This window comes from Prosthecobacter sp., assembly GCF_044226605.1.
Lineage (GTDB): Bacteria > Verrucomicrobiota > Verrucomicrobiia > Verrucomicrobiales > Verrucomicrobiaceae > Prosthecobacter.
In genome coordinates this window covers 82,694-100,621 of record NZ_JBGAGS010000028.1, presented here as the reverse complement: position 1 = coordinate 100,621, position 17,928 = coordinate 82,694, and the positions used below count along the sequence as shown (strand labels likewise).

The 17,928-nt window shown below is 60.5% G+C and carries 23 protein-coding genes; 8 read left to right on the top strand and 15 right to left on the bottom strand.

Annotated elements, in window-relative coordinates; translation table 11 throughout:
- Positions 1–255: 255 nt before the first annotated feature.
- On the bottom strand, positions 256–1,737 hold the full coding sequence (locus ACILSO_RS28435; protein WP_395740877.1) for a CbiX/SirB N-terminal domain-containing protein: 1,482 nt from the start codon (positions 1,735–1,737) through the stop codon (positions 256–258).
- A gap of 305 nt (positions 1,738–2,042) precedes the next feature.
- Positions 2,043–2,420 (bottom strand): DUF721 domain-containing protein, encoded by a 378-nt coding sequence (locus ACILSO_RS28430; RefSeq protein ID WP_395740876.1) that lies wholly within the window; start codon positions 2,418–2,420, stop codon positions 2,043–2,045.
- A 105-nt stretch (positions 2,421–2,525) separates the two neighbouring features.
- Here ACILSO_RS28430 and ACILSO_RS28425 point away from each other — a divergent pair, with 105 nt between their 5' ends.
- The 3 genes from ACILSO_RS28425 to ACILSO_RS28415 all read left to right on the top strand — a co-directional run bounded on the left by ACILSO_RS28425 (position 2,526) and on the right by ACILSO_RS28415 (position 4,766).
- Entirely contained in the window at positions 2,526–3,656 is a 1,131-nt protein-coding gene (locus ACILSO_RS28425) for an Lrp/AsnC family transcriptional regulator (RefSeq protein ID WP_395740875.1), read from the top strand.
- A gap of 67 nt (positions 3,657–3,723) precedes the next feature.
- A complete protein-coding gene (locus tag ACILSO_RS28420; RefSeq protein WP_395740874.1) occupies positions 3,724–3,870 on the top strand; it encodes a nucleotidyltransferase family protein in 147 nt (48 codons plus the stop codon).
- A 224-nt stretch (positions 3,871–4,094) separates the two neighbouring features.
- A complete protein-coding gene (locus tag ACILSO_RS28415) occupies positions 4,095–4,766 on the top strand; it encodes a hypothetical protein (RefSeq protein WP_395740873.1) in 672 nt (223 codons plus the stop codon).
- Positions 4,767–4,810: 44 nt separating this feature from the next.
- Here ACILSO_RS28415 and ACILSO_RS28410 read toward each other — a convergent pair whose 3' ends face one another.
- From ACILSO_RS28410 to ACILSO_RS28350, 13 genes are all read right to left on the bottom strand, one after another.
- Positions 4,811–5,593: a hypothetical protein gene (locus ACILSO_RS28410; protein ID WP_395740872.1), complete on the bottom strand. Its 783-nt coding sequence runs from the start codon at positions 5,591–5,593 to the stop codon at positions 4,811–4,813.
- Positions 5,594–5,704: 111 nt separating this feature from the next.
- On the bottom strand, positions 5,705–5,998 hold the full coding sequence (locus ACILSO_RS28405) for a hypothetical protein (RefSeq protein WP_395740871.1): 294 nt from the start codon (positions 5,996–5,998) through the stop codon (positions 5,705–5,707).
- Positions 5,999–6,005: 7 nt separating this feature from the next.
- Positions 6,006–6,512 (bottom strand): hypothetical protein, encoded by a 507-nt coding sequence (locus ACILSO_RS28400; protein WP_395740870.1) that lies wholly within the window; start codon positions 6,510–6,512, stop codon positions 6,006–6,008.
- Positions 6,513–6,558: 46 nt separating this feature from the next.
- Positions 6,559–6,852, bottom strand: a complete 294-nt coding sequence (locus ACILSO_RS28395) for a hypothetical protein (RefSeq protein ID WP_395740869.1) — start codon at positions 6,850–6,852, stop codon at positions 6,559–6,561.
- Between the two features lie 70 nt (positions 6,853–6,922).
- Positions 6,923–7,381 carry a hypothetical protein gene (locus ACILSO_RS28390; protein WP_395740868.1) on the bottom strand — a complete coding sequence of 153 codons (459 nt, stop codon included), beginning with the start codon at positions 7,379–7,381 and terminating at the stop codon, positions 6,923–6,925.
- Positions 7,350–7,772 carry a hypothetical protein gene (locus ACILSO_RS28385; protein WP_395740867.1) on the bottom strand — a complete coding sequence of 141 codons (423 nt, stop codon included), beginning with the start codon at positions 7,770–7,772 and terminating at the stop codon, positions 7,350–7,352. Before ACILSO_RS28385 ends, ACILSO_RS28390 begins: the two co-directional genes overlap by 32 nt.
- Before the next feature lie 161 nt (positions 7,773–7,933).
- On the bottom strand, positions 7,934–8,476 hold the full coding sequence (locus ACILSO_RS28380) for a GrpB family protein (protein ID WP_395740866.1): 543 nt from the start codon (positions 8,474–8,476) through the stop codon (positions 7,934–7,936).
- Positions 8,477–8,544: 68 nt separating this feature from the next.
- Positions 8,545–8,925 carry a hypothetical protein gene (locus ACILSO_RS28375; RefSeq protein ID WP_395740865.1) on the bottom strand — a complete coding sequence of 127 codons (381 nt, stop codon included), beginning with the start codon at positions 8,923–8,925 and terminating at the stop codon, positions 8,545–8,547.
- A 54-nt stretch (positions 8,926–8,979) separates the two neighbouring features.
- Positions 8,980–9,552, bottom strand: coding sequence for a glycerophosphodiester phosphodiesterase (locus ACILSO_RS28370; RefSeq protein WP_395740864.1), 573 nt, complete (start codon positions 9,550–9,552; stop codon positions 8,980–8,982).
- A 1,252-nt stretch (positions 9,553–10,804) separates the two neighbouring features.
- Positions 10,805–11,179: a hypothetical protein gene (locus ACILSO_RS28365; RefSeq protein WP_395740863.1), complete on the bottom strand. Its 375-nt coding sequence runs from the start codon at positions 11,177–11,179 to the stop codon at positions 10,805–10,807.
- Positions 11,180–11,573: 394 nt separating this feature from the next.
- On the bottom strand, positions 11,574–12,134 hold the full coding sequence (locus ACILSO_RS28360; protein ID WP_395740862.1) for a hypothetical protein: 561 nt from the start codon (positions 12,132–12,134) through the stop codon (positions 11,574–11,576).
- 120 nt (positions 12,135–12,254) lie between these two features.
- A complete protein-coding gene (locus ACILSO_RS28355; RefSeq protein WP_395740861.1) occupies positions 12,255–13,121 on the bottom strand; it encodes a sugar phosphate isomerase/epimerase family protein in 867 nt (288 codons plus the stop codon).
- 306 nt (positions 13,122–13,427) lie between these two features.
- Positions 13,428–14,051 (bottom strand): hypothetical protein, encoded by a 624-nt coding sequence (locus tag ACILSO_RS28350; protein WP_395740860.1) that lies wholly within the window; start codon positions 14,049–14,051, stop codon positions 13,428–13,430.
- Between the two features lie 126 nt (positions 14,052–14,177).
- Between ACILSO_RS28350 and ACILSO_RS28345 the strand changes: the two genes are divergently transcribed.
- From ACILSO_RS28345 to ACILSO_RS28325, 5 genes are all read left to right on the top strand, one after another.
- The gene (locus ACILSO_RS28345) at positions 14,178–14,804 is read left to right on the top strand and encodes a PEP-CTERM sorting domain-containing protein (RefSeq protein ID WP_395740859.1); all 627 of its coding nucleotides are present in this window, start codon (positions 14,178–14,180) and stop codon (positions 14,802–14,804) included.
- Between the two features lie 194 nt (positions 14,805–14,998).
- Complete coding sequence (locus ACILSO_RS28340) at positions 14,999–16,051, top strand: NUDIX domain-containing protein (RefSeq protein ID WP_395740858.1); 1,053 nt, start codon at positions 14,999–15,001, stop codon at positions 16,049–16,051.
- A 7-nt stretch (positions 16,052–16,058) separates the two neighbouring features.
- Positions 16,059–16,427, top strand: a complete 369-nt coding sequence (locus ACILSO_RS28335) for a dihydroneopterin aldolase (RefSeq protein WP_395740857.1) — start codon at positions 16,059–16,061, stop codon at positions 16,425–16,427.
- Between the two features lie 84 nt (positions 16,428–16,511).
- Positions 16,512–16,829 (top strand): hypothetical protein, encoded by a 318-nt coding sequence (locus ACILSO_RS28330; protein ID WP_395740856.1) that lies wholly within the window; start codon positions 16,512–16,514, stop codon positions 16,827–16,829.
- A 48-nt stretch (positions 16,830–16,877) separates the two neighbouring features.
- Entirely contained in the window at positions 16,878–17,792 is a 915-nt protein-coding gene (locus ACILSO_RS28325; protein WP_395740855.1) for a peptidylprolyl isomerase, read from the top strand.
- Positions 17,793–17,928: the final 136 nt, after the last annotated feature.

Here is a 17,928-nt window from a genome sequence, read left to right as displayed (position 1 = left end):
AGCGCTGCTGCGCACTGCGGAGGCGCGCACGCCACCCGAGCTCGATGCGGCGATCAGTCAGGCATTCTCAAAAATCACAGAAAAAGACGCCGCGGGCTGGTTTGCCTCTTGTGGCTATAGTATTATTTAAAACGCTCTAAGTTGTCTCAATTTGACAGGCTGATAGCTCAGAGGTCACGGCAATAAAACCCTCGGCTGAGGGGGGATGCTGCATACTCTGCTTTCTGCTTCGATCGCAGTCGCCCTGATCCTCCATCATCCCACCTCAGTCTGCGCCTTCTCCTTCGCCTCATGGTTCTCCCGCGCGACCTTGCGGGCGGCGGACACCACGTGCGTGCAGGCTTCGATGCAGAGCAGGGGCATGGCGTTGGGGGCGTGATTGGGCTGGGTCTTGGATGCGGCGGGGCCGGTCATGGGCTGGGTGTCATTCAGCGGCCAGAGGATGCGGCGGAGGCACTTGGTGTTTGCGCAGGTCCTGCCGATGAGCGCGTGGGCCTGGTCATCGGTGATGGTGTTGACGAAGCGGTACATGCCGGTCTGGCGGCCGAGGAGATCGCGCAGCGGAACGGCGCTGAGCTTTTCCTGCTCAAGCGCACGCGCCATGCCGATGGCGGCGGGGTAGAAAAAATCGAGCGCGAGGCGCAGCTCTTCGAGGCTGGGCAGGTCAAGCCGCCAGCCGCGCTTCAGGGTGGGCGCGGTGTGCAGCGGCCGGAAAGCGCCGCTGGCGTCATTGCGTGCGATGAGCAGGGCATCCGTGGCCGCGCGGAAAATTTCCAGACCCTCCGTGCCGCGATCCGCTCTGTGGCAGAGCGAATAGGACGCATCTGCATTGGTCGTGATGGCGATTTCGCCCAATTCATCCAGTCCCGAATTCAGCCAGTAGGCCAGCGACGATTTCACCTCGTCATTTGGCATGCTGTGTTTGTCATTCACCGAGTGCCGGGCATCAAAGTCGTGAACCTGGTCGAGGATCACCTCGGCCATCAGGGGCTCGGTGCCGATGGCGCCGCTGTAGTAAATGCTGCGGCCCTGGAGATGGTGCGGGTTCTGGTGGAAGACGCCGCTCTCGCTGAGCGCCTCGCCGACTTCTTCGCGCATGCCGAGGAGGACGGGGATGTCCTGAAAGCTGTGCAGGCCGTCCGCAATGAAGAAGGGCACGACGACGACATTGGGCGCGGTGGTGAGCGTGGCCCAGTCCTTCACAAAGGGGGCCTCCTCCATGTAGGCGTCGAGGACTTCGGCAAAGCCATAGTTGCCGCTGCGAATGAGGGCCACCTGGTCCTGAATGGCCTTGGTGGAGTTTTCATTGAGGCTGGTGCCGTGCCCCACAATGACGAGGCTGGTCTGCTCCCGCGGCACATCCGGTGCAACTTCACTGGCACGCTGGATGAGGAGGCGCGTCATGTTGGGGTGCACGCCCACGGGATCGCAGTAGCGGATGGTTTTGCCATCGCGCTGCGTGGTGGGGCCGTCCAGCCGCAGCTCGCGGGGAAGCACCTGCTGGCAGAAATACCCTTCACTGATAAAATTCGGCACGATGTAGACGACCTCGCTGTCCACCATCTCGTACACCTCACGCATGTTCGGCTCTTCCTTCCAGAAGCAGCAGACCACCTCGCGAAAGATCCCTCGGCGGCGGATGGATTCGGCGTGCAGGTGCGTCGGTGCGCTGGAGTCCGGGTTTGTGGTGGAACCATGACCGACGATGATGAGAGCGGCGTGTTTGTGGGAGGTCAAAGGCGGAGGGGATTGATGATTGATGATTTGGAGGCGGGGAGCGGCGTGTGGTGGCTGGTTCGTCCTCGTCCTCCTACTCGAACTCGTCCTCGATCAAAGCGTGCATGCAGGGTGATGCGGGGGCGAAAAACTGAGAATTGAAAACTGAGAATTGAAAACTGAGAATTGAAAACTGAGAATTGAGAACTGAGAACTGTAGATTGGCAGAGTCGGTATGCGGTGGCAGTGCAGGAAAAACGGGCTGGTGCAGCTCTCTCTACGCCAGACGCCGTCAGATAGGAAACAATTCGTTGCCGGGCGCTGGCTCACCCATGCCGGAACCGCACATCCTTGATCTTGGCATCTGGCAGCTTCTCCTGGAGGCGTTTGACGATTTTGACCTTTTCCTGCATCAGCGCATGGTGGGCGGTGGGCTGGAGCAGGCGGACGGTCAGCACGCCGCGCTCAAAGGTGTCTGGACGCGTGAGCTTGAAGAGAAAGGCCCCCACGATCTCCTGCCAGGCGGCGAGGATGTCCTCCAGCTTCACGCGATTGGCCAGGCCGGCCTTCGCCATGATCTGGGTGGCCAGGTCCCCCACCCGCAGCGTGGGCAGGTCCATCAGCGGCCCGTCCTCCACGCCGCGCCATGCGGCGATGAGATTGTGGCGCCTGCGCATGGCGGCGGTGGGCTTGCGGTTGTCCATGGGGGCATGGTAGACGGCAATTGGCGGGTGCTAAATCGCAAATTTCAAATCTCGCATTCTTCCTGGCCACCGCTAAAAGTGCCGTTCCCCCCCGACTTTCCAACCATGTCCGTAGCAGCCGCCATCCCCACCGACCATACCGACCCCGTCAATGCGCAGATTCTCGCCGTGAGCGAGGACCGCATCAAAGGCTTCACCCCCACGCCGTTTCAGGACATCGCCGCCCAGGCCGGACTGCCGCTGGAGACAGTGGTGGAGCGCATCCAGGCGATGCTGAAGGCCGGGGTGATCCGCCGCGTGCGGCAGACCCTGCTGGCCAACAAGCTGGCCGAGGGCGCGCTGGTGGCCTGGAAGGTGCCCACGGAAAAGCTCGACGCAGCCTTCGAGTTCCTCTTCAAGCAGGATCCCTTCAGCGGGCACGTGGTGCTGCGCTCCACGGACCGTGAGGTCAGCGGCAGCGACTACCGTCTCTGGACCACGCTGAAAGTGCCGCAGGGCTACGACATCAACCAGCACTGCGATGTGCTGGCGCGCCTCATCGGCGCGGAGAGCTACTACACCATGGAGGCGCACGGCATCTTTGCCCTGGGCGTGGGCCATGTGCGCCGCAAGACGCTGGAGCCCGGCGAACGCGCCGATGAACCGGCCAAGATGATGACCACCAACATCGCCGAACTGGACGAGGAGGAGTGGAATGTGCTCCTGCACCTCAAGGGAGATTTGAGCGTCGATGAAGTGGGTCCAGCTCCCTGGGAAGGCCGCGCCAAGGCCGCAGGAGTTTCGTTTGAGAAATTCTGCGAAGTGGCGAAGCGCCTGGACCAGAAAGGCGTGATCGGCCGCTTCTCCACTTTCCTGGAGCATGTGAAACCCAGCGCCACGGGTGTGCGCGTCACGCGTTTCAATGCCCTCTTCCACTGGAAGGTGCCGAAGGGCATGGAAGAACGCGCCGGCGGCGAAGTGGGCCGTCACACCATCATGACCCACGCCTACTGGCGTGAAGGCGGCGAACGCTTTGCCAATGTGAACATCATGGGCGTCATTCACGGCACCGACAAAGAAATGGTGCTGGCCCACAAAGCCGCCATCGACAAACACCTCGCCGAGGCAGGCATCCCGCTGGAATACACGAACGTCTTCTGGGGCGGCCGCAGCGAGATCAAGCCCAGCGAGATCTCCCCGATCGTGTTCAAGGAATGGCACGCCAAGTGGAAAGACGTGGCAGGGCCCGTGGTGTGAGGCCGGGGATCTCGAGGTGAGCGAAAAGCCCTCTTGCAGGCTTGGGCGGCGAAACTTGTCATCGCTCATGCCTGCGGCTCATCCAGTCCCTGCGCTGAACCGACTCCGCTCGGTGCTGCCTGAGCTGCGGCGGGATTTCCCGCTGGGGCGCATGGCGCTCTTTGGCTCGGTGGCGCGGGGTGATGCTCGCCCTGACAGCGATGTGTATATCTAGGTCGATGTGGACCCGTCTATCGGGCTGAGATTTGTGACGTTGGCCGAGCGGCTGGAGACCGTTGTGGGAAGGAAAGTGGATCTGGTGTCCCGGCGTGCTCTCAAGCCTGGCTTGTGGAAACAGATCGAACCGGAGCTGATCGATGTCGAAGCGTGAGAGCATGACTTTGTTTAGGAGAGAAAAGGTATTGTCACGCCCAGCGTTTTCGAGTTTTCTGCTGCACCATGGAAGACACACTGGAAGACCCTCAGGAAGCCTGCGAGCTGCTGCGGACCACAAGTCTGGAGGAACTGAAGGCGGCCGCTGAACTGCTGAAGACTGCGGGCATCCCGCACCGGCTGGCTGGCACCAAGGCGGGTTTTGACATCATGGAAGTCGGGCGTGCCGGAGGCCCTTCAGACAAGCTGATCCTGGTGCCACGCGAAGCGCTTTCCAAGGCCTCCGCGCTCATGGAAGAGTCCTATGGCGGCCTTCCGCTGCCCGAGGGACACTTCCTGCACGATGCCTCCGATGACGAGATTTTGGAGATCATCGCGGCTCCGGAGGAATGGAGTTTTTTTGACCTCGCTCACGCACGCAGGATCGCGAGTGAACGGCAGCTCTCTGCAGGCGATCTCGAGCAGAAAAAAGTGGAGCATGTGGATGCAGTGAGAGAGGGCAAGCCTGCGCCGAAGATGCTGCTGCGCCTGGGGTGGATACTCGCCCTGGTGGGCAGCGGCATTGGCATCATCCTCGGCATCGGCATCGCGATCAGCAAGGAGAAGACGCCTCACGGTGTCTTTTACAAATACGACGAGGCATCGCGCAAGAGCGGAACCGGCATGGCCCAAGCCGGAGCGACGATGAGCCTGCTTGTTCTCCTGCTGCTGGTTGTTCTAAACCGCGTCTTGCGGTGACGGCGGCTGGGATGGCTGCGTGGGCTCACACCATCGGCGTGTCCTCAGTGCGCATGCCGGGCAGGCCGCTGGGGCAGCGAGAGGATCAAAAGCACGGCCATTCCCAGCAGGACTGCGGAAGCAGAGAAACGGCTCAGGGCCAGGCCACCGTGATCGCGAGGCTTGTCGAGGAAATCGCCGACGACGGCACCCAGCGGACGCGTGAGGATGAAGGCGGCCCAGAACAACGCCGTGCGCGAGAGGCTCGTCCAAAAGTAGGCGGCAGCGACCAAGGCCAGCAGGCCGCCAAAGACCAGCGCGGCGCCCGAGTAGCCCAGGTCGGCGGTGTCCGCCGTCCAGTCACCCAAGGCGGTGCCGAGGGTTTGGGAGAACATGATCGTCACCCAGTAGAATGCCTCCGCCTTCGGAGATCTAACGGTGTCCACCGCCACCGATCCCATGGTGCGATTCCAGACGAAGAGAGAAGCCAGCAGCAGCGCGAGCAGGATCACACTGCCGCCTGCATAACCGATGCCGAGAGAACGGGTGGAAAAATCCGCCAGCGTGGTGCCCACGGTGGTCGTGGCGATGATCGTGGCCCAGTACAGCAGCGGGTGAAACTGGCTGGAGCGCACCTGCGCGAAAACCGCCGCCAAAAACAAAGCGGCAAAGATGCCGGTGCTGACCAGATAGCCGAGATTCAGCGACATGGAAACGGCATCGCCACCTGTTTCACCCAGAGTGGTGGCGAGGATCTTGATGATCCAGAAGCCCAGGGTGACTTCAGGCACCTTGCTGAGAGCGTCTTTGGGGTCGGCATTCACGGGGCAGGGGAGTGGGTTCAGCATGGCAGGGATGCTGCATCCCTACTCCCTTCAATCGGGTGTTGTGGTGGCTGCGGCCGCACTCTTCTGCCACCATGCCCGCAGCCTGCCTTTGATGATACCCCGTTCAGGAGGCTACAGGCGTATGACTGTGGCCGGAGCAAATTCCACCCACGCTTGTTCATCGATGGTGAAGGGGACTGAGTTTGAAAGGCACCACGCTTCAGCGCCATCTCTCGCCTGCTGCCACAGGCCTTCAGCCCAGACGGCGGCGCAGCGCTGCCAGGTGCTTTCGGTGGGGAAATAGACGTGCAGGCTGCCCATCGTCATCTCCACGGTAAAGCGATTGCTCCCGACAAACCCGTCGAACATTTCTTTCCATCGAGGCTGATAGGTGATGGTCATGGTTATCGCAGAGTCAGCGCTCATGCGTTCCCTACTTGATGAAAGGAAACGTGGATGGCGCAGGCGTATTCAAAAGCTTGGGCACATAGCGACGGAGCTCGCCTTCAATCGACGACTTGAAGCGAATCTGAAAACTTCCCACCGGATCCTGGATCTGCAGATGGTAGCCTTTGACGAACCAGCGGTCGATGTGGTCGATTTGCTTGATGCTGCTCCAGGGCAGAAGAAAAGGCGTATGAAAGGCTCTGAAGAAGATGACCGGACGGAGATACAGCCCGCCTTCCGTGGCCACGGCGCGGACGACATTGTTGTAACGTGCGCCGGCAGTCCCAAAACGGGCAAATGGCGCTGCGTAGGAGGTGCCGGAGGGGCGTTCAGGGCAGGGATAGGCCTCGCCAAAGCGGGCCCAGCCCGAGCGCGAGATGATGAATGTGACCAGCAGCCACATGCCAACGAAGAAACAGGGAAAGCCCAGGGCAAACCACACGGGCGGAGGCGGTTTGGTCGATGCCGCAAAGAGCGTGAATGGGATGATCATGGGATGATGAAGCTGGCTGTTCTCTGCGGTGGGAGTGGAGTGTATTTTAGCATGGACCCGACGTGGTTTTTCCAGTTTTGGGCAGCCTGCTTTCGTTCCTCCGCCCGTGAAACATCGCCGCGAGAAAGCCGAGGCCGCACAGCGCGGTAAAACCACCGGCCACCACCACACCCTTTTGGGAAACATGCTCAAAGGTGGGAGGCAGGCCGCCCCTGCTGGAGCCGGGACGCCCGACATCCACCTCGGTGGGACGGAGAATCATCGCCGTGCCGGTGAGCACCAGGCAAAGCCCAAGAATGAGGATGCCGTATTCAAAGCCGGTGAAACGCAGGCGTGGCATGCTCCATCTTCTCTGTGGCCGATGCTCTGCGCAAGCCTGGAGAAGGGCTGCTGCAAGGTCCTCGGCTTGTTCAGAAGCCGCTTGTGACGCACTCAAACACGCCCAGGTAAACGAATCTTGCCAGAATGGCTGCCATCGCGATCGCGCACAGGAGGGAGAAGATTTTTTGCGCGGGCTTCGGCTCCTTGATGCTGAGCCTGAGCTGCAGCATGCCCGCGAGCAGTGCCGCAGGATAAACCAGCAACGACCAGGGAATGGTAAGGCCGTAGATCAGCCTTGCGTCCGGCCCCCTGAACTTCATGCTGCCTCTGGGAATGCCGTTATCGTCAAAGTATTCACGACGCCATGAGGCTATGCGTGCGCCCCAGTCAAACACGTCTTCGGTCAGATACCAGAAGACCAGGGAATAGGCGGTGAGCAGAAGCACCAAGGCTCTGAAAAAGGCAAAGCTTCGCGGGCTGCTTGGGTTGAAATACAGCGGCTCTGAGTCGCACGGGTCAGTGGAGAGCGGTGGCTGGTAGTGATTCATGGGATTCAGGTGCCGTGGAGAAATACAGACCGCGCAGACTGACGATCCCATCGCGCACATACGGGCGGTTTCCACCGCAAAAGCCCGTGAGGCACACCTGCCCGCTGGCGGGATCGCGAAAGGTGAAGCGGCAGGCGTCCCACAGGTCGTCGTTCTTCAAGACGTCCTCCTGTTTCGGACTGAGCGGCGTTATCGTGTAGCTGCGCCAGAACATGTCGGTCATCACCCGCTTGGAGAGCGTGGCCACCGGCTGCCCATCCAGCAGCACCTCGGCGTGAAAAGGCTCGGCCAGTTCTGCTCCCAGGCTCGAGACTTGAGACTTCGGAGGTTTCCTCCCGCGAAAAAGAGAGAGCGCGAACAGCAGCAGGATAACGCAGAAAAGATAGATCATGGCACTTCGTGTGGATTTATCCTTGGGCCTGCTGGCTGCGGATGCATACACCAGCCTCTCAGGAAATAAAGCCCGGCATGCTGCCCGCTGAATCTAAAAAAAATGGGGAGCCGCCACTTTGCCGCGTCCACTTTAGAACATCCTGAAACCCATGCGCGAGGCTAGGGCACACCGGCGTCGCGACACGCCCTGGCCAATATTTCCTCCACCACCCCGGTCTTCGCGTTGGCGTAGGCGTTCATGTCAGGCCAGTCCTGCTGGGCCAGGCGGCGTTTCACGGACTCGTAGAGCAGACGGTCTTCGGGATGAGTGCGCAGCCAGTTTCGGAACGTCACATGCCGGGTGTGTTCCTCGCAGCCCGGAGAGAAGACGTGGATGTGCACGTCCAGCTCCTGCGTGCGAAACATCCGGTGCTCATGCCAGTCCGGCTCACGCACACGGAGGACGTAACCGGCCGCGACAAAGGCCTCGAGGTAGGCCGGTTCATCCGCGGAGTCTGCGACGATGACATCGATGTCGATGATGGGTTTCGCCGCCAGTCCCGGAACGGAGGTGGAGCCCACGTGCTCGATGATGAGCGCCTTCGGCCCCAGCGCCTGCGCGAGGATGGCGGCATGACGCTCAAATTTGGCAGGCCAGTCCGGATCATAATCCACGATGACGATTTTCCGCTTCTCGTTTCCGCCCATCAGCACTTCGCTCATGTAGGTACGTCGTTCACGGCTGAGGCTCGCGCAAGTGCATGATGGTCTCCGGGCGCGCAGGCCCTTTTTCATCTCCAAGCCTCAGATCGGGTGATCTGCTGAATGCTCCCGCTCCACAGGCCCATGTGTCCGGTCATCTTTGCGTCAAACGTTCCCTCGATGAGCACATACTTTTGTTTGAGTCCCGGGTGGATGCTGCTGGCGTCCACCCAGAGGCCGTTTTTGTGGATGCCGTGCTTGAAGTCGTCCTCATGAAGGTAAATGGCGTTGCCCTCGAACTGCACGTTGAGAAAGCCGATCACCCGCACACGGGCTCCATCATAGGCCTTGGGATTGGCGATGAGCTGAATGAGAGAGACCGAGGTGGGCTCGGCAGCCATGGCGCGGGGCAGGGCCAGTGCGCCGAGCGAGAGGAAGAGCAGGAGGAAGGTGAAGGTGCGTGTTTTCATGGTCGGGGCTGACAAACGGTGGGCACTGGGACGCATGCGCGCCAGCAGTTCCGCTCACAAATTCACAAACGCTCCATCCACGCCGAGTGCCCGCACGCTCTGCCTCGATCTCAGCTCCCAAACGCAGCTGGCCACCACCTCGTAGCCGCGACGTTGCAGCGCCTGCACCAGCCGACGGGGCAGCACGAGATGATTGATCATGCAGCAGTCCCAGGGCTGTCTCCGCCACAGCGCCGAAAGGGCAGGAATGAGGCCAAAGCGCGCCAGCCTTGCGTCGGGCATGAGTTGTCGAAGTCTGCGTAAAACAGCGGTGCGGTGGGAGGCGAAGATGACCTGCGCCAGGGGCACCTGCTGCGCGATCGCCTCCATGACGCGGGAGAGATCCGCCTCGGTGTAGTCTCCCTTCAAATGCGCCACCAGGCCCATGCCCGGCGCCAGCGCTGCCAGGCAGTCGTTCAGGTCGGACTTCGGACTCCACCCAAAATGCGCGCAGTGGAATCCGCCGCCCACACTGCGCACCACATCCAGCTCCACGCCGTCCATCTGCTGCTGCACCGCCAGTCGAACGCCAGCAGGCGCATTCTGCATGCTGCGGTCCATGCCTCCGCGATGGGCGATGGTTTTCATGGAGGCGTGAGGCATGGCGCAGGCAATGACAGCGACGACGGCTTACCGTCAAGGATGGGCTGAGAAGGAGATCGGGGCCTGCTGCGAGGGAGATGCCCGGCACCGGGCTCGGAGGGTAGGTCATGGCAGCCCTGCCGTTCCGGGTCCTGGCCGGTGGCGTGCTGCCGGGGCTGCCGGCCTTGCTGGCGTAGGGTTCGTTCGTGGAGAAGAGTTCGTCGTTTTCGGCGTCGCATGGAGTCGTGTCAGTCGTGTTCATGGTATTGCGTGGTAATAAGTGGTATTTGGATGAATCTGACGGCATGCGAGTGCGCAGGGGCGCGGTGAGGCGCGGCGGCGGGCCGCATGCGGGCGCAGGAGCTGCCGGCGGGAGGCGTCGCGGCGGCGGTGGTGGTTCGTTTGATCTGTGGTTGAACAAGACCGCCGGGCGTGGCTTCCGGGGTCTCCTGCTGGTTGCGAGGTCAGAGTTCTTCACTGCCTTCTCCGCTGTCCCTCCCGGACGGGACGCGTTCTGCACGGCGAATCGTCCGGGGATGGCTACATGCCTTGGGTCGTTTTCGGCAGAGTCAAGGGGTTCTGATGTTTTTGAGGGCGCGGGGAGCGATTTGGAACCGGTAACAGCGAATCAATGCGGTCGCGGAGCGGGGAACGAGCGCAGCTACCGATTTTCGCGGGCTGGACGGCGTGCGTGAATCAAGAGGCTGCCCGAAAGCGTCTTCCCGCATGCCGGACGGGGAGGCTGTGGCCGAAGATCGTCTGATACCCCGCGAAAGCGGTAGCTCCGATGCAGGCCTGCGCCTTGCATCTGCGCGACCGCACTCCAAAGGGCTGGTGCGCGATTGGAGTTAAGGATTTGCCGTCGATGGTGGATTTTGTTTCCCCTTTTTAACCGCTGCTTTTTGCGTGCTTGATCACGCTCATGGAGCGTGCTGAGTTTGCCTCTCCGCCTTATGCATGTTGTCTCACACGCACCCCACACATGGTTCTTCCTTGAGGACGAAGGGGCATACTATCTGGACGTGAACTGCAATATGTCGGCTGTGGGGTTCAGTGTTATCATCCAGCTGAATCAAGACGAGTACAGGGAGTATCATGCCCTTGGGGCCGTTTACATCGAATATCTGGCTGCGAGAGTCGCGTACTGGTGGTCGGAATACAGTCCGAGAAATTGCATCGCGCTGGAGGAAGCCGTGCATGATGCAATCAATGCCTATTTGAAAAAGGGCGCCCCGGAAGTTTAGCGGGCCCGCTTTGTTTAGGCTATTCCGACCCAGTAGATGAAAGTGATTGCGAGAAGCGGAATAATAGAAAGCGCTATAACACGCTTTCCGAACCGCTGCTCCTTGTGGACTGCGACGACGCCGATAGGCAGGCAAATCATGTCAGTGATAAAGATCAAGACGAGCAAAATCCTGCCCCACAGTGGGACCGGATCGGGAAAGGTTCTCCACCCGTCGGTCACCGCACCGCTGAAGAATACGAGGAAAGAGACGAGTGATGCATTGCGGGCGTGTCGTATGTTCATTGCTTCTTGAAGTGAAATTTTCGGCGTCTTTTTTCGCGTTTGGCATCCTTCACTTTGCAGCATAGAGCAGGGCATCGCGGAGCGAAATGACGGAGTCGTATTCATGGACACGTGTGAATGAGAGAGCGACGAAATGCTTTCAGTTTTTTATCTTTTTAAGAACTGATTGAAGGCGGTCGCCACGATTGAGGCAGCAATCGTGGCACACGGAATCAATGCAGGCAGGCGCAAGCGGAACAGAAGAAAGGAGAGAATGATCATTATCCCTGACTTTACCATGTCCTCGATCCACGACTCGCTCAAGAGCACGAACAAGGATGTAAGTGTGGCGATGAATAGGAATACCCAGAGATACGCAAGAGGCACAGGATGGGAATCCAATGAGGTTGCCACGTGAACAGAAAGCCATGTTGCAGATGTGATTGCCCCTACAATGCATGGTATAAGGATGAGCATTCGCATGGTATAAAAAGCTGGCAGTTTTTTTGCCAAAAGAACTTCACGGCCTCGGGAAGTCTTCAAACTCTGCCCGATGGGCCTCCGGCCATTTCAAAAGTTCATAGAATGTCTCGCTCTGTCCGAATTTCTCCACGATGTCGCCAAGAGCATAAAATTTACGGCGTTCGGTGGGGTGTCTGAAGCCACGTATGCCTGCATCTCGTCGTTGTTCGTTGCTATAAAGGTCCGTGCGCCCGTTGTAAAAGAGTTCCAACGCTTCAGCCGCAGCGTCCCCTACTTCGTTGCATCCACAGAAACGAAACAGGTCTATCACACCGAGTGCAGATGGGTAATTCAGTTGGTCTTCGTATGCTGATGACCACCCCTCAGCCGGAATGGTGCTGAACATCGCAAAGGTATCGTCCAACTTTTTTTCGGCTGACGTAAGAGGGATTTCCAGTTCGAAGTTTTTGCACCAGAAGAAATCTCTAAAGCCCCAAAAACGGAGCTTTGGATCACTGATTTGAAAAATGTCGTCCAGTGAAGGCAGCTTGCGAATCCGTTCTAAATTAGGGCGTGTGTATGACATAAGGTCTTCAAGTTGGCTATGAGAGAGCTTCATACATTTACCTCTGCTGGGGAATAAACAAAAACGCCTTCCCCATCGCGGAGAAGGCGTTTCGTTGAATCCAGGTGTTTGCGAGTGCGTTGAGCGTGATGCGCTTTCGCGCATCACATCATCTTACAGCCCGGCGATCGGGTGCAGGTTGTCTTTGCACCACTGGCCGTTTTGCTTGGTGACGCCATCGGGATCGTCAACGGCGCAGTGGGCTTCGTCTTCGCAGATGATCCAGCCGGAGTAGTTGCGGGCGACGAGGAACTCGGTGATCTTGTGGAAGTCGAGCTTGCCGGTGCCCATCTGGGCCCAGGGCTCGGCGCCGTTGCCGGAGTAGTCCTTGTAATGGATGTGGTTGATGAGATGCTGCCACTTGCTGAGCGTGGCGATGACGTCCATGCCGCCACGGATGATGTGGCCGACGTCCGGGGTCCAGCCGGTGACCTTGGGGTCGAGGCTGCTGAGGACGACGTCATAGTCTTCCTGAGTGCGGACGAGGGATGCGGGCGGGGAGTTCGGGTGGTAGGAGCAGACGAGGCCGGCATCGTGCGCGCGCTGGGAGACGGCGTTGACGTTTTTGGCGACGTTGAGGCGGCGCTTCTGCAGGTCCTTGGTGCGGCCGGAGGGCAGGGTGACGGTGCCGAGCATGGCGCCGGGGAAGTGCTTCAAGTAGTCGATGGTGAAGTCGGCGGCTTCCTTTTCATTGGGGGCTTCGGTGTCGCCGTCCCAGGCGCAGACGAGGGCCAGGCCGCAGAGCTTCATGTTGTACTGCTGAAGGGTGTCCTTCATCTTGATGGGATCGATCTGGGGGCCGAGCCAGTACTTGGAGCAGCCGAGAGCGCTCTGGGAGATCTCCAGCACCATCGGCTCGATGCCGGTGAAGCCTGCTTCTGCGGCGACCTTGATCATGTGGTCGAGCTTGTTGTCGTAGCCTTTGCCGGTCCCCTGCATGAACCAGGTGTAGACCTCGGAGCCGAATTGGATTTTGCCCATTGGATTGAGTGTGGTTGAACGTTTGCGTTTTGAAGAAATCACCCCGGGCTCTGTAGAAAAGCCGGAGGCGCGGCATTGGAGACGAGCGGGCGCGGGCTGTCCAGCGGCAAAGTGTGCGCAGGTGAGGCAGCTTTCTCTTCCTCCTGCTCCTACTCCTACTCTTCCTCCCGGTTCTGGGATTGGGACGAGCTGGGTAACGCTCCCGGGAGGAGGAGTAGGAGGAAGAGGAGGAAGAGGAGGAAGATTGGCTGAAGCGGAGCGGCGTGTGGGGCTGGGCGCGTGTGGGAGAAGGGGAATCCCTCTCCTCTACGGCTGCTCCGGCGGCGGTGGAAGTGCGTCGGGGATGAGGGGCTTGTCGCGGTCGCGGATGTCGCGCGCTATTTCCGTGACGACGTTGGTGCTTTCGCGGCGGCGGGTTTTGCTGAGCTTCATCGGGATGCTGAGGGTGCCGCGTGCGGGTCCGCTGCGGCGCATCACCAGCACTTCGGCGGTCAGCGTGATGTCGCGCTGCGTTCGGGCATCCACCTTGATGTAGGGGCCAAGCAGGAGGCTGGCGCGTGTTTGCGCGGCGGTTTTTGTGGGTTTGAATTCGGCGCGGCCCGCAAAGCCACGGGGTTCCATCGGCGCGTCCAGTTTTTCGCCACCGGTCAGGCGCAGGCTCTTGATCTCAAACCACTGCTGGTCCCCGGGCTGGCCAAAGGCATGCAGCCGCATCTGGTAGGGGCCCACCTCCGCCACCAGGGCCCCGCCCACCACCATGGCGCTGAGGGCGATGCCGGATTCCGTGCCTTTGGGGATGAACTCGGCGCGGAAGGCCGCCTCTCCCACCTTCGGGGCCGGGGCCGTGGCCTGGTACTCCACACGGGTGGTAAAAACGTGCACGCAGGAGGGGAGAAACAGCAGGGCCAGAAGGGCGGTCACGGAGCGCATGCCTGCGAGAATGCCGAGCGGGGCCGGGCGATGCGAGTGGGAAATGGTGGGGGCCGAAAACTTCGCAGAAGGAAATGGGTCACACTTGTTGACAATATTAGCCATATTTAATATAATTACAATAGAATGCCCTTTCCGCGTTTCCTCTCTGTCCTTGCAGCCTCGGCCCTTCTTTGTGGGGCGGCGCAGGCTTTGGACTGGAATGAAACCTTCAATGGCGATCTTTCGGATGACGGGGCCGCACCCACGCTGGTGGGCACTCTGACGCTGGGCCACAACATCTTCACCGGCACCATGGGCTCGCTCGGCGGCACCGGGCCGCTGGATGCGGACATCTGGAATTTCACCATCGATGCAGGCATGTCGCTCACGGGGATCAATCTCACCGGCTACTCCACCACCAGCGGCAGCCTCAGCAATGACTCGTTCATGGCCATCGCCACTGGCAGTTCCATCGAGACCTCCGATCCTTCCCTGCACCTGAGCAACGCGCTGTGGGGCTATGGCACGGACGGCTTTGGCAATACCTACACAGACCTCCTCGCTCTCCTGGATGCGGGGCCGGAGTTTGGCGGCATCGGTTTCGATGGCCCGCTGCCTTCCGGAAATTACACATTCTGGATTCAGGAGGGAAGCGATCAGGTGAACTACACCATCGATTTCGTGACCTCTCCCGTCCCAGTGCCCGAACCCGGAAGCGCCCTGCTGCTGGGACTGGCGGGCCTGCTGCTGCTGCGTCGGCGGCGGGCGTAGTGGCACCGTCTCGATGGTGAAGTGGGAAATGGAGACGGAGAGACAATCAGACGGGCAGATGGGGAGACAATCAGATGGGGAGACAATCAGAGGGTGTCATTGGGTGATGGAGTGACGGCAGACCATCAGATGGAAAAGAAGGGAAGGGGAGAAGGTTTGCAAAGGGGCGTGCGAGCGTCTAATGCGGTCCGCACATGATTCGGAATCTCCTGTTCGACTGGTCCGGCACGCTGGCGGACGATCTGCCCAATGTGCTGAAGGCCGTGAACGGCATGCTGCGCTCCGCCGGAGCTGCGGCGCTGACGCGTGAGGAGTTCAGGGCGCGCTTTCGCCTGCCCTACACGGAGTTTTTTGCAGAAGTGCTGCCCGGTGTGTCGCTGGAGCGCCTGCAGCAGCTCTACCTGGAGCATTTTCCCCATGTGCATGAAGGCGTGACGCTGCTGCCGCATGCGGCGGAGTTCATCCAATACGCCGCCGCCACGGGCCGGCGCATGGTGGTGCTGAGCAGTGCGCCGCTGCCACACGTGGAGGCCCAGGCGAAGGCGCTCGGGCTGCGGGATGCCTTTGAAATCCTGCGCTGCGGGGTCATCGACAAACGCTCGGAGATTCACACCCTGCTGGCGGAGCTGGACATGGCTGCCGAGGAGACCGCCTTCATTGGCGACATGCGGCATGATATTGACGCGGGCAAGGCGGCCGGCGTGCTGAGCATCGCCACCTGCACCGGGTATGAAACCGCCGAGACCCTGCTCACGGCGGAGCCTGATCTGATGGTGCGGGATCTCTCCCGCCTGCCCGTGCTGCTGGGAGGACTGAGCGGAAAAGACAGCGCGTATCCGGTGCCGACAGTCGGCGCTCTCATTTTGAATTCGAAGGGCGAGATGCTGCTCATCCGCACGCATAAATGGAGCCATCGCTGGGGCATCCCGGGCGGCAAGATCAAGCGCGGCGAGACCTGTCAGGAGGCGCTCGTGCGTGAGATCATGGAGGAAACCGCGCTTACGCTGCAGGACATCGAATGGGTGATGGTGCAGGACTGCATCGAGCCGGTCGAGTTTCAGCGCTCGGCGCATTTTCTGCTGCTCAACTACATTGCCCGCTGTGCGGATGCGCAGCCGCAGGTGGTGCTGAATGAAGAGGCGCAGGCCTTTCAGTGGCTGCCGCTGGAGGCGGCGCTGCGTGCCGACCTGAACATCCCCACGCGTATTCTGCTGGACGAATGCCTGCGGAGAAACCTTGTGTCCTGATCTGCCGATGACTCCCCTCGATGAAATCCACCTTACCGCGCTGCGCCTGACCACCCACATTGGTGTGCCGGACGATGAGCGGGCCGGCAGCCAGGTGCTCGTGGCGGATGTGGTGCTGCGCGTCGCCAGCCGGTTTGAAGCGATGAACGATGACATTGCCGCCACGATTGATTACGCTGCGGTGGCCGCCCGCCTGCAGGCACTGGCGGCGGAGCGGCCCCGAAGGCTGATCGAAACGCTGGCGGCGGAGATGGCCGCGTGCGTGCTGGGGGAGTTCAAAGCCGCCGGAGTTTCCATAGAACTCCGCAAGCACATCCTGCCAGACACGCAGCATGTGGCCGTGAGTCTGGTGCGGGAGAGTGAACAAAAACCATAGGCAGAGGTCCAAGAGTTCTATCTTGCCAGCTAGAGGCACCCCGCTACTATCATGGCCAGACAAGCATTCTATTCTGCCAAACAAATGACTCCACTGCGCTATCTCTTTGCTGCCCTGCTCGCCTCGGCATGCCTGACTTCATGCGGCTCTTTTGAGCACTATGACTCTAAAATGCCCACCGTCGCGCAGCAGGATGCCTATGATGTTGCCTGGGGGCTGCCTCCCCGTAAAGCTCGTGGCAATCCGAGGATGCACTACAAATACAACGCCCGTGCCGAGCAGGCGGAGCAGGCCGCTCCCATGAGCCTGAACCCTCCCGCACCTGCGGCGTCTCCAGCCCCGGCCCCGGCTTCCAGGCCCGCGCCTGCCGGCAGCGCCACCATTCCGCCGAACCTGCGCTAGCAGAGTCCCGGCTCTTCTTTTCCCGCATACAAACCACACGCTCGCCTAGTGAAGACCCCTCTTCTGACCTGCCTGCTGGCCCTTGGCTTCCACGTCGCATCAAACGCTCAGCAGCTGAAGGCGCCGGACACCCTCCGGCCCGGCCTGGCTCCGTCGACCACCACCACTCCTCCTCCCTCCACGGCGGAGATCGACAAGCTGGCTGAGGAAGCGCAGAAGGCCTTGTTCCAGTCGGTGGACAAGTCATCCGGCGGGTCCACGAAGGGGGCGAACCACAATCCCAACACGCCCCTGCGCCTGCCCGCGCAACGTGCGGAGGACCCCTCCCTCTGGGCGAAAGACTCGGTGCACAAGATCGCCATCATGGAGGTGGCCTTTGGCGGCGCACGTGAAACGGTCATGATCGAGCTGTTTCCCAATGACGCTCCGCAGACGGTGAACAATTTCATCGACCATTGCGACAGCGGCTTTTACAACGGCCTGGCCTTTCACCGCGCCATCGAAGGATTTCTGGTGCAGACCGGAGATCCGCTGACTTCGGATGAATCCGCACGCACCAAGTGGGGCACCGGTGGCGAGGAGAAAACGATTCCTGCCGAGCTCAAGCTGCGGCACCGCGTGGGGTCTGTGGCCATGGCCCGCCGCTCGGACAAGGTCAATCCGGAGCGCCGCTCCAATGGCTCGCAGTTCTACGTCTGCCTGGGCAACTACGGCGCCCTGGACGGCAAATACTCCGTCTTCGGCCAGGTGGTGTCCGGCCTGGAAACCCTGAAACGCATTTCCATCATGCCGGTGGACGCCAATGACTGCCCCGTGGCACGCATTGAGATCAAGTCCATGAAAGTGATCAATCAAAAGGGCCCGATGCAGCTGCCAAGCATGGCGAATGGAGACGGTGTCCGCTACATCAAGCCTGATGCTGCGCGCGGCTTTGTGAGCCGCTGGTTCCACCACATTTGGTAGGAGCCCCTAGGTTCGGAATGCGCGAGCGCTCGTCTTGTGCTGAAGGCCACCAGAACGCTCGCAGGCTTGAGGTCATAGTCTGACGGTGATGGATGGAAGGGCTTCCTCTTGAGCTTTGCGCGGACCACGAGACTTC